The 10,815-nt window shown below is 73.5% G+C and carries 8 protein-coding genes and 1 rRNA gene; 4 read left to right on the top strand and 5 right to left on the bottom strand.

The annotated features are described in order from the left end of the window. Positions 1 to 139 precede the first annotated feature (139 nt). Positions 140 to 256, top strand: a 5S ribosomal RNA gene (gene rrf / locus ABZ693_RS17125). Between the two features lie 108 nt (positions 257 to 364). On the opposite strand, the gene ABZ693_RS17120 is transcribed toward rrf, so the two are convergent. Genes ABZ693_RS17120 through ABZ693_RS17100 form a run of 5 tightly spaced genes read right to left on the bottom strand, consistent with a single transcriptional unit; the run spans position 365 to position 5,697 of the window. After that, positions 365 to 1,660, bottom strand: coding sequence for a DUF58 domain-containing protein (locus ABZ693_RS17120; protein WP_359877403.1), 1,296 nt, complete (start codon positions 1,658 to 1,660; stop codon positions 365 to 367). 12 nt (positions 1,661 to 1,672) lie between these two features. Further along, a complete protein-coding gene (locus tag ABZ693_RS17115; protein WP_359877400.1) occupies positions 1,673 to 2,656 on the bottom strand; it encodes an AAA family ATPase in 984 nt (327 codons plus the stop codon). Further along, positions 2,653 to 3,849: a DUF4350 domain-containing protein gene (locus ABZ693_RS17110; protein WP_359877398.1), complete on the bottom strand. Its 1,197-nt coding sequence runs from the start codon at positions 3,847 to 3,849 to the stop codon at positions 2,653 to 2,655. The genes ABZ693_RS17115 and ABZ693_RS17110 overlap by 4 nt, the downstream gene beginning before the upstream one ends. Next, on the bottom strand, positions 3,846 to 4,529 hold the full coding sequence (locus tag ABZ693_RS17105; protein WP_359877396.1) for a DUF4129 domain-containing protein: 684 nt from the start codon (positions 4,527 to 4,529) through the stop codon (positions 3,846 to 3,848). The genes ABZ693_RS17110 and ABZ693_RS17105 overlap by 4 nt, the downstream gene beginning before the upstream one ends. A 4-nt stretch (positions 4,530 to 4,533) precedes the next feature. Further along, positions 4,534 to 5,697: a hypothetical protein gene (locus tag ABZ693_RS17100; protein WP_359877393.1), complete on the bottom strand. Its 1,164-nt coding sequence runs from the start codon at positions 5,695 to 5,697 to the stop codon at positions 4,534 to 4,536. 535 nt (positions 5,698 to 6,232) lie between these two features. Between ABZ693_RS17100 and mtrA the strand changes: the two genes are divergently transcribed. The 3 genes from mtrA to ABZ693_RS17085 are packed head-to-tail and all read left to right on the top strand — an operon-like array spanning position 6,233 to position 10,776. Beyond that, complete coding sequence (gene mtrA, locus ABZ693_RS17095) at positions 6,233 to 6,910, top strand: two-component system response regulator MtrA (RefSeq protein ID WP_197990047.1); 678 nt, start codon at positions 6,233 to 6,235, stop codon at positions 6,908 to 6,910. Between the two features lies 1 nt (position 6,911). Continuing rightward, positions 6,912 to 8,909 (top strand): MtrAB system histidine kinase MtrB, encoded by a 1,998-nt coding sequence (mtrB, locus tag ABZ693_RS17090; RefSeq protein ID WP_359877390.1) that lies wholly within the window; start codon positions 6,912 to 6,914, stop codon positions 8,907 to 8,909. After that, positions 8,899 to 10,776, top strand: a complete 1,878-nt coding sequence (locus ABZ693_RS17085) for an LpqB family beta-propeller domain-containing protein (RefSeq protein ID WP_435842444.1) — start codon at positions 8,899 to 8,901, stop codon at positions 10,774 to 10,776. The genes mtrB and ABZ693_RS17085 overlap by 11 nt, the downstream gene beginning before the upstream one ends. The last annotated feature ends 39 nt before the right edge of the window (positions 10,777 to 10,815 follow it).

The raw sequence follows: 10,815 nt of genomic DNA, 5'->3' as shown, positions 1-10,815 counted from the left end.
CGGATGTGGAAGCCCAGTAATGGGTGGAGCTGACCGGTACTAATAGGCCGAGGGCTTGTCCTCAGTTGCTCGCGTCCACTGTGTTTGTTCTGAAGTAACGAACTCGCCTTTTCTGGCTGGAGTTCCAACTTCATAGTGTTTCGGTGGTCATAGCGTTAGGGAAACGCCCGGTTACATTCCGAACCCGGAAGCTAAGCCTTTCAGCGCCGATGGTACTGCAGGGGGGACCCTGTGGGAGAGTAGGACACCGCCGAACTCCTTTTGGGGAAAGCCCCGCACCTTTATGGTGCGGGGCTTTTCTGCGTTTACGGGCTTTTCGGGAGAGGAGGGTGCTCCCTGGCGGGAGCCCTCTCCTCGACATCCGTCAGAGACGGCCGGCGGCCTTCAGGGCCAGATAGGCGTCCGCGAGAGCGGGAGCGAGCGCGTCGGGAACCGCGTCCACGACGGTGACGCCATGGCGTTGCAGCTGTTCCGCCGTACGGAGGCGCTGAGCCTGGGACTGTGTCGCCGCGGCGGCCTCGTAGACGCCCTCGACCGTGCCGCGGGACGCGGCCATACGGGCGATGTGCGGATCGGCCGGAGAGGCCACCAGGACCGTGTGGCGCTGGGTGAGCCGCGGGAGGACGGGCAGCAGGCCCTCCTCGACCGGGGCGGCGTCCAGACCGGTGAGCAGGACGACGAGGGAACGGCGCGGGGCACGGGCCAGCGCGGTGGCCGCGAGGCCACGGGCGTCCGTCTCCACCAGCGACGGCTCCAGCGTGGCGAGAGCGTCCACCACCGCGGGCAGGACCTCGCGGGCGGAGCGGCCCTGGACCTGGGCGCGCAGCCGGCGGTCGTACGCGATCAGATCCACCCGGTCGCCGGCGCGGGACGCCAGCGCGGTGAGCAGAAGCGCGGCGTCCATCGCCGCGTCCAGACGCGGGACGTCGCCGACCCGGCCCGCCGAGGTACGGCCGGTGTCGAGGACGATGAGGAGATGGCGGTCCCGTTCGGGCCGCCAGGTGCGGACGGCGACCGTCGACTGACGGGCCGTGGCCCGCCAGTCGATCGAGCGGGTGTCGTCGCCGGGGACGTACTCGCGAAGGCTGTCGAACTCGGTGCCCTCGCCCCGGGTGAGGACGCTCGTGCGGCCGTCCAGCTCGCGCAGCCGGGCCAGACGCGAGGGCAGATGTTTGCGGCTGGTGAACGGCGGCAGCACCCGGACCGCCCACGGCACCTCGTGACGGCCCTGCCGGGCCGCGAGACCCAGCGGGCCGTACGAGCGGACGGTGACGTGCTCGGCGCGACGGTCGCCGCGGCGGGTCGGGCGCAGGACCGTCGTGACCCGGCGGCGCTCGCCGGCCGGCACGGACAGCTTCTGGCGGGCCGGGTCCTGGGCGGCACTCGGCGCCCACGCGTCGCGGATCAGGGCCCGTAGCCGGCGGCGCGACGGATTGGTGACCGTGAGCTGGACGTCTACACCGTCACCCAGTCGAACGGACGTATCACCGCTTCGGGTGAATCGGAGCGTTCGCACGGGCGCGGCCATCGCGTAATCGCACAGAATTGCCAGCGAGAGCGGGGCGTTCACCGCCAGCATCCCCGTCCAGCTGGGCGCGAGGATGCCGACGGGAAGCGACCCCAGGGCGGCGAGCAGGGCGGTTCGTCCGGTGAGGGCCATGGGGCGCCGTTCTCAGCGGGGGACGGGGACGTGGGCGAGGATCGAGGTGAGGACGGAGTCCGCGGTGACGCCCTCCATCTCGGCCTCGGGCCGCAGATGGACGCGGTGCCGCAGGGTGGGCAGCGCCAGGGCCTTCACATCGTCCGGGGTGACGTAGTCCCGGCCGGTCAGCCAGGCCCAGGCACGGGACGTGGCGAGCAGGGCGGTGGCTCCTCGGGGGGAGACGCCGAGGGTGAACGAGGGGGATTCACGCGTGGCACGACAGATATCGACGACGTAGCCGGCTATCTCGGCCGAGACGGACACCTTGGCCACGGCCTCCCGGGCGGCCGCCAGATCTTCGGGTCCGGCGACGGGGCGCAGACCGGCGGCCTTCAGGTCGCGGGGGTCGAAGCCCTGGGCGTGGCGGGTGAGGACGGCGATCTCGTCCTCGCGTGAGGGCAGCGGGACCGTCAGCTTCAGCAGGAAGCGGTCGAGTTGGGCCTCGGGCAGCGGATAGGTGCCCTCGTACTCGACCGGGTTCTGGGTCGCGGCGACGAGGAACGGATCGGGCAGCGGGCGGGGCACGCCGTCCACGGTGACCTGGCGTTCCTCCATCGCCTCCAGGAGGGAGGACTGGGTCTTCGGGGGCGTCCGGTTGATCTCGTCGGCGAGCAGCAGATGGGTGAAGACCGGGCCGGGCTGGAAGGAGAACTCGGCGGTCCGGGTGTCGTAGACGAGAGAGCCGGTGACGTCACTGGGCATCAGGTCGGGGGTGAACTGGACGCGCTTGGTGTCGAGTTCGAGCGCCGAGGCGAGGGCCCGCACCAGCAGGGTCTTGGCGACGCCGGGGACGCCTTCGAGGAGGACGTGCCCCCGGCAGAGCAGGGCGACGACGAGACCGGTGACGGCGGGATCCTGGCCGACCACGGCCTTCCCGATCTCGGCGCGCAGGGCCTCCAGCGAGGCGCGGGCGGCATCCGAGTTCGGCACGGTCTCGGGGGTCGGGGCGCTCATGAGGTGCGTACCTCTCTTTCGAGGGCGTCGAGTTGGTCCGCGAGGCGGATGAGGGCGGCGTCGTCGGCGGGAACCGGGCCGAAGAGCAGGTCCCCGGCGTCGGCCGGGCCGGCCGGGAGCCGGGTGGAGAGGGCAGGGAGAAGGAGTTCGGGGGAGTGGGCGTCCTGGGAGGGGACGCCGAGGAGCGGGGCGATCCGGGTGCGGGTCGCGGTGCGCAGGACGGTCGCCGCGCGGTCGCGGGCGTCGGCCTTGCGGTAGAGGCGGGCGCGGCCTTCGGTGGCCTCGGCGGCGCGGACGGCGACGGGAAGCCGTTCGGTCACCAGGGGGCCGAGGCGACGGCCGCGCCAGAGGGCGGCGAGCAGGGCCGCGACGGCGAGCTGGAGGGTGCCCCACAACCAGCCGGAGGGGACCAGTTCGAGGAAGCCGGCCATCGGGTCGTCGTCGGCCGCGGCATCGTCGGGCACGTCGGTGAACGAGGGGAGGTACCAGACGAGATGCGGGCGGGAACCGAGGAGTTGCAGGGCGAGGGAGGCGTTGCCGTGCTGGGCGAGACGCTTGTTGGTGAGGAGGTCGGCCGAGCCGAGCAGGACGGTGTCGGCGGTGCCCGGGCCCGGGACGCGGACCAGGGTCGGCAGGCCGTCGGAGAGGTAGCAGGCGTCGGCGGTGGCCGTGCCGGTCCGGTAGCGCGTGCCGCCGAGGTCGGCGTCGCCGGCGCGGGTGGCGGCGGGCAGGGCGCAGCCGGGCTCCAGCGGGGACACCGAGGTGCTCGTCCCGGTGCGGACGCCGGGGGCGAGGACGGCGAGGGACGGGGCGTCCGGGCCGAGGAGGACGGTGCGGCCGGCCGAGCCGGTCATCGCCGCGCGCAGGTCGGACAGCTGATCCTCGGTGAGCAGATCCGGGCCGGCGACCAGCAGGGTGGTGTCGGCGCCGGTGGCGGCGGTCGCCTCGGCGAGCGTGCCGGCCACGTCGACGGTGACGCCGCGGTCCCGGAGGAGTTCGGCCACGGCCCGGCTGCCGCCGGGCGCGGTGGAGCGCGGGTCGAGGCGCCCGTTGTGGTCGGCCGTGTGGACCGTGGCGAAGAGCAGGCCGCCGAGCAGCAGCAGGGCGACGATCAGGAGCGGGACGCGGGCGCGGGTCCACAGCGTCCGGGGGGTGAGCGAGGTCGAGGTGGGGCTCGTGGCGGTCCGGCTCATCGCGGCGCCCGCGTGAAGGAAGCGCCGGCGCCGGCGTCGGCGAGGGACGGCTTGGCCCGCTCCAGGGCGGTGTCCAGCTGCTCGACGCGCCGGTACGCGGATTCGTCGGCGCTGCGGCCGCCGTATGTCACGTCGTCGAAGGCCCGGGCGGCGGAGCGCAGCCCGTCGGCGTGGGCGGGCAGCGAGCGGCCGGCCTCCGCGGCCGCCTCGTCGGCGGTGCGGCCGGGGCGCGGGTCGAGCAGGGTGCGTTCCTCGAGGGAGCGGACGATGGCCCGCATGCGTTCCTGGACGGCCTGGTTCCACTGGCCCGCCGAGGCGTGCCGGGCGGCCGCGGTGCGGTGTTCGGCGGCGGTGCGGGCGCGCTCGCCGAAGAGGACGTCGCCGCCGGACGACGGCGTACGCCGGGGTGTGCCGAGGCGCCACCAGAGGGCGGCGGCCAGGGCGAGCACGACCAGGACGACGGCCACGATGCCGACGACATCGCCGGGGCCCGCCCCGGTGACCGAGTCGAACAGGTCGCCGACCCACTCCCAGAAGCGGTCGATCGCCCGCTGGAGGAAGCCGGGATCGTTCTCGTGGTACATCGGTTGGGACAGTTCCCGCTCCGCCGCCTCCTGGGCGGGGACGCGCGGGATGTCCACCGGAACTCCGCTGCCGGACGTGCCCCCCGTGGCCGTCACCCCATCAGCCGCCGTAGCCGGGGAGGCCGGCCGCGCGGCCGAGTTCGACGTCCAGTGCCTCGCGGCGGATGCGCTGGTCGATGTAGAGGAAGACGGAGACGCCGGAGACGATCGGGTAGACGAGCGCGTTCGTGACGACGCCGCCGATGCCGGTGAGGATCAGGAAGGACCAGTCCTTCTCGAAGGCGCCGGCGTTGGCCAGGTCGGCGAGGCCCTCGACCGAGAAGGCCATCGCGAGGGCGGTGAACGGGATCGCGAGGATCACCGCGACCAGGGCCATCAGCAGGTTGATGAGGACGGTGATGCCGAAGACGCGCCACCAGGCGCCCTGCACCAGCTTCGCCGACCGCTTCATCGACGCGATGACGCCCTGCCGCTCCAGCATCAGGGCGGGCGAGGCGAGGGCGAAGCGGATCCACAGCCAGACGACGACGCCGAGGGCGACGAACATGCCGAGCAGGGTGAGGCCGTCGCTCCCGAGGAGCAGGCCGGGGAGGATGCCGACGAACATGACGACGGCGCATATCAGCGGGACCAGCAGGCTCAGCCCGAGCAGCGGGAGCAGCCGCGGCCGGGCCTCCCGCCACGCGGTGGCGAGGTCGATCGGCTTGCCGAGGACGGCACGGCTGATGACGACGGTGAGCAGCGCGGCGCTCAGCAGCGTGGCGACCGCCGCGATCAAGGAGGCGGGGGCCATCCCGATCGCACTGGTCCGCGCCGCTTCGAGGGTCTGGTCCATGGCCTCGGCGGGGCTCGCCGCGGGATCCAGCGGCTGCTGGTCCGGGATCAGATAGCGCTGACAGAGGATCTGCGCGACCTGCATGATCGCGGCGACGGCTACGGAGACGGTGAGGACGGTCCGCCAGTAGCGGCGCAGGGTCGTCACGGCGCCGTCGAGGATGTCGCCCAGCGTCAGCGGACGGAGCGCGATCACACCCGGCTTCGCGGCCTGGGGCACGTTCCACTGGCCGTACGGCGGCGGTCCGCCCCAGCCCGGGCCGGCCTGCGGCGCGGCCGGGATCGGCGGCGGGGTGCCGGGGGCGGGAGCGGCCGGCGGCTGCCACTGGCCGGCGGGCGGCTGGTTCCGGGACCACTGCGGCGTGGAGCCGGTGGCGTCGCCGTCGGAGGAAGAGGACCCGGGCGAGGCCCAGCCCGGAGTGTCGTTCACGGTCGTCCACCTCGATATCGCTCGCGGTGCCGGATCGCCGAACCGGCTCTGTCACAGCGCCCGCCCGCCCGACGGGGCGGCGGACCGGGAGCCATCGTGCCACGCGCGGCCCTCGCCCCGGGTGGCCTGGGCCTGACCTGGGCGGCTTCTCCCGCTTTCGGGACGCCGTCCCCTCTACGCGCGGGCATGTTCGCGGGGCCGCGTACGTACGAGAGAGGGGAGACCGGTCGTCGTGGGCCCGGGGACGGGCCCGCGTCGAGGCTCCGGACGGGCGTCCTGAGGTCGTCCCTCCGCGCTCCGGGCCGGTCTCCCCGGAGGGACGAGGGGCGGTGAAGGCGGTCCTCCCATGGGCCGTGCGGGGAGCCGCGGGGTACGGTGCAGGGCGGCACGGGGGCCACGGGGGTGACATCCCTGTCTGACATCGACACCGACAGACACCGGCGGTTCTTCGCGGGCCATCACGGACGTCGCCGCAGGTCGGTGAGGTATCTCACCAGTCGCCTAGGGACTGATACGGAAATGGGATGATGTCGATATGAAGGGACGCGTTCTTGTCGTCGACGACGACACGGCACTCGCCGAGATGCTCGGGATCGTGCTGCGGGGTGAAGGTTTCGAGCCGTCGTTCGTCTCGGACGGAGACAAGGCACTCGCCGCTTTCCGTGAGGCCAAGCCGGATCTGGTGCTGCTCGACCTGATGCTGCCCGGCCGGGACGGCATCGAGGTGTGCCGGCTGATCCGGGCCGAGTCCGGGGTGCCGATCGTCATGCTCACGGCCAAGAGCGACACGGTCGACGTCGTCGTGGGTCTGGAGTCCGGGGCCGACGACTACATCGTCAAGCCGTTCAAGCCGAAGGAGCTCGTCGCCCGTATCCGGGCACGGCTGCGGAGGTCCGAGGAGCCGGCGCCGGAGCAGCTGACCATCGGCGACCTCGTCATCGACGTGGCCGGGCACTCCGTGAAGCGGGACGGGCAGTCCATCGCCCTGACGCCGCTGGAGTTCGACCTGCTGGTCGCGCTGGCCCGCAAGCCGTGGCAGGTGTTCACCCGTGAGGTGCTCCTGGAGCAGGTGTGGGGCTACCGGCACGCCGCCGACACCCGTCTGGTCAACGTGCACGTCCAGCGGCTGCGCTCGAAGGTCGAGAAGGACCCCGAGCGCCCGGAGATCGTCGTGACCGTACGGGGTGTCGGATACAAGGCAGGACCGAGCTGACATGAGCCAGGGCAGTACTGCTCCGGACAACGGGGACCGGGCGGTCCGTGCGGGGCGGACTGCCGGACCGGGGCGAGGGAGCCGGCCGCTCGGCCGTCTCCTGCAGGACGGCACGCCGGGCGCGCCCGTGTTCCGGCTGCTCGCCCGCTGGGTGCGCAGGCCGCTGCTGCCCGCCGTACGGCTGTGGCGGCGCAACCTCCAGGTGCGGGTCGTCGCGGGCACCCTCCTGATGTCGCTGGGCGTGGTGCTGCTGCTCGGCCTGGTCGTCATCGGCCAGGTCCGCAACGGCCTGCTCGTCGCCAAGGAGAAGGCCGCGCAGAGCCAGGCGGCCGGCGGGTTCTCCGCCGCGCAGGACCGGGCGGCGACCACGCAGCCCCAGCCGGGCGGCGAGCAGGACGGCGGCGGCCGCGCGGGACCGTCGGTGAACTGGCGTTCCACGCTCGTCGAACAGCTCGCGAGCGGTGGCCAGAGCGCCTTCAACGTCGTCGCGCTGTCCCTGGAGACCGGGGAGACCGCCAGCCGCGGCGCCCGCGCCTCCGGCGAGGTCGACCCGACCACGAGCATCCCCGCCGAACTGCGGCACAGCGTCGCCCAGGGCACCAACATCTTCCAGACGTACGCCCGCATCCACTACACCGGCGGCAAGCTCAGCGAGCCGGGCCTGGTGGTCGGCAAGCGGCTCAACGACGCCGACGGCACCCCGTACGAGCTGTACTACCTCTTCCCGCTCAGCCAGGAGGAGGACTCCCTCGCGCTGGTCAAGACCACCCTGGCGACCGCCGGGCTATTCGTCGTCGTGCTGCTCGGGGCCATCGCGTGGCTGGTGGTCCGCCAGGTCGTCACGCCCGTGCGGATGGCCGCCGGGATCGCCGAACGGCTGTCGGCCGGCCGCCTCCAGGAGCGGATGAAGGTCACCGGCGAGGACGACATCGCGCGCCTCGGCGAGGCGTTCAACAAGATGGCGCAGAACCTCCAGCTGAAGATCCAGCAACTGGAGGAGCTGTCGCGGTTGCAGCGGCGTTTCGTCTCCGACGTCTCGCACGAGCTGCGCACCCCGCTGACGACCGTACGGATGGCCGCCGACGTCATCCACGAGGCGCGGGTCGACTTCGACCCGGTCACCGCGCGCTCCGCCGAGCTGCTCGGCGACCAGCTCGACCGCTTCGAGTCGCTGCTCGCCGACCTGCTGGAGATCAGCCGCTTCGACGCGGGCGCGGCGTCCCTCGAAGCCGAGCCGATAGACCTGCGCCAGGTGGTACGGCGGGTCATCGGCGGCGCCGAGCCGCTGGCCGAGCGCAAGGGCAGCCGGATCGTCGTCGTCGGCGACGAGCAGCCGGTGGTGGCCGAGGCGGACGCCCGCCGGGTCGAGCGGGTGCTGCGCAACCTGGTCGTGAACGCGGTCGAGCACGGCGAGGGCCGGGACGTCGTCGTCCGGCTCGCCGCCGCGGGCGGGGCCGTCGCCATCGCCGTACGCGACTACGGCGTCGGCCTGAAGCCGGGCGAGGCGACCCGGGTCTTCAACCGGTTCTGGCGGGCCGACCCGGCCCGCGCGCGGACCACCGGCGGTACGGGCCTCGGCCTGTCCATCGCCGTCGAGGACGCGCGGCTGCACGGCGGCTGGCTCCAGGCGTGGGGCGAGGCGGGCGGCGGTTCGCAGTTCCGGCTGACGCTGCCGCGCACCGCCGACGAGCCGCTGCGCGGGTCCCCGATCCCACTGGAGCCGGAGGACTCGCGGCGCAACCGGGAGCAGGCGGCCGCGCTCGGCGCCGGCGCCGGTTCCGGGACGCGGCTCACCGAGGTGCCGGCCCAGTCCGGTGCGGGCCGCGGGCCCGTACCGCCGCGGCTGCCGTCCGTACCGCGGCCGACGGCCGACCCGACGGCTCTGCCGGGCAGCGGTGCCCGGGTGGTCGCACGGCCCGCGGGGGCGGCGGACGACGACGCAGGCGAGGCGAGGGCGCCGGGGCGCGCCGAGCGGGAGGACACGACAGGTGGGCGCTGACCTTCGAGGGAAGCGGAAGGCCCGGGGGCGGGGACGGTCGGCACGCGGCGCGGTACTGGTGGCGTGCGGAGCGCTGCTCGCGTCGGCCTGCGCGGGCATGCCCGACAGCGGCGACGTCGAGGCGGTGAAGGCGTCCAACGCGGGGGACTCGCAGGTCCGGGTGTACGCGGTCGCGCCGCGTGACAACGCCGACCCGGAGGAGATCGTCGACGGCTTCCTGGAGGCCATGACCAGTGACGACCCCGGCTTCGCGACGGCCCGGAAGTACCTGACCAAGCGGGCCGCCCAGTCCTGGAAGCCGGAGCAGAGCATCACGGTGCTCACCAACGCGCCCCACCGCGGGCAGGCCGACCGGCCCGGCGACCCCGACAACGAGGGGCGGACGTTCCCGCTCACCGGGCGGCGGATCGCGCAGGTCGACGTCCGGCACGCGTACCGGCCGGAGGTCCCCTCCGCCTTCGACACGGGCATCCACGTGGTGCAGCAGCCGGTGGGCGACGGCAAGACCAAGGAGTGGCGCATCGACAGCCTGCCGCCGGGCCTGGTGCTCGGCGAGGCGGACTTCCTGCGCAACTACCGGGCGGTCAACAAGTACTACTTCGCCTCCGACGAGAACTGGGTCGTCGCCGACCCCGTCTACATCCGGCAGCGCCAGGACCCGGTCACCCGCATGGATCCGGTCACCCAGACCGTCAAGGCGCTCCTGGAGGGCCCGACGAAGTGGCTGGGGCCGGCCGTCGACTCGCGCTTCCCGTCCGGTACGGAGCTGGCCCGGGACGTCCGCTCGCTCGCCCCCGACGACCAGTCGAAGCTGAGGATCCCGCTCAACGGCAAGGCCGACCGCGTGAGCGGGGTGGTCTGCAAGGGCATGGCGGCGCAGCTGCTGTTCACGCTCGGCGACCTGACCTCGGTACGGGTGGAGCAGGTCGAGATCCTGGGCAGTGGCGGCACGTCGCTGTGCCTGCTGACCAAGGGGCAGGCGGAGCAGGAGTACTCGCCGGTCCGCGAGCCCGGCCGGGGCGAGAACCCGTACTTCGTCGACGACCGCCAGCGGCTGATGACGCTGGAGGCGGGCGGCCGGCAGCCGGACAAGCCGGCCGGGGTGCCCGGACCGTTCGGCAAGGGCACGGTGCAGCTGGGCCCGGTGGCCGTGAACCGCACGGAGGACCGCGCCGCCGCGGTCCTGGACAACGGGCACGAGCTGCGGGTCGGCTCCCTCACCTCGGACGAGGAGCTGCCCGAGGCGGTCGTGACCAGCGTCGCGCCGCGGCTGGAGGACCGGCTGTCCGCGCCAAGCTGGGACGGCCGGGGCGATCTGTGGGTCGCCGACCGCAACCCGGTGAAGCCGCGGCTGTGGCTGGTGCCGGGCGGCCAGGGCGAGCGGGTCGAGGTCGGCACGCCCTGGCTGCGCGACGGCACTCGTATCGAGTCGCTGCGGGTCTCCGCGGACGGGGTGCGGATCGCGCTGCTCGTGACCCGGGACGACCGCACCACCCTCCAGATCGGGAGGGTGGGGCGCGGCGTCGTCGACGGGCACGAGGAGATCACCGTCAAGGACCTCCAGGACGCGGCACCCCGGCTCGAATCGGTCACGGCCGTGTCCTGGGCCGGACCCAGCCGGCTCGTCGTGGTCGGCACGGAGGCCGGCGGGGTGCAGCAGGTGCGGTACGTGCAGACGGATGGCTCCACGTCGGCCACGTCCGTGCTCCCGGGCCTGAACGGGGTCACCTCGGTGGCCGCGCCGTACGCCGACCAGAGCGCGCCGGTGGTCGCGGACTCCGGCAACGACGGCGTCGTGCGGCTCGTGCCGGGCGCGAACTGGCAGCCGGTGGCGAAGGGCGGCCGGGTGCCCGTCTATCCGGGCTGACGTCCGGCCCGCGCTTTTCCACAGCCCCCGCGGCCCGTC

The sequence above is a fragment of the Streptomyces laurentii genome (genome assembly GCF_040635425.1).
GTDB lineage: Bacteria > Actinomycetota > Actinomycetes > Streptomycetales > Streptomycetaceae > Streptomyces > Streptomyces laurentii.
Note: the sequence above shows the minus strand (reverse complement) of the source record. Positions and strands in the feature narration are given on the sequence as shown.

Excerpts from the sequence above, each read along its gene's own strand:
- ABZ693_RS17120 (WP_359877403.1), bottom strand. The coding sequence starts at position 1,660 with ATGGCCCTCACCGGACGAACCGCCCTGCTCGCCGCCCTGGGGTCGCTT.
- ABZ693_RS17115 (WP_359877400.1), bottom strand. The coding sequence starts at position 2,656 with ATGAGCGCCCCGACCCCCGAGACCGTGCCGAACTCGGATGCCGCCCGC.
- mtrA (WP_197990047.1), top strand. The coding sequence starts at position 6,233 with ATGAAGGGACGCGTTCTTGTCGTCGACGACGACACGGCACTCGCCGAG.
- ABZ693_RS17110 (WP_359877398.1), bottom strand. The coding sequence starts at position 3,849 with ATGAGCCGGACCGCCACGAGCCCCACCTCGACCTCGCTCACCCCCCGG.
- mtrB (WP_359877390.1), top strand. The coding sequence starts at position 6,912 with ATGAGCCAGGGCAGTACTGCTCCGGACAACGGGGACCGGGCGGTCCGT.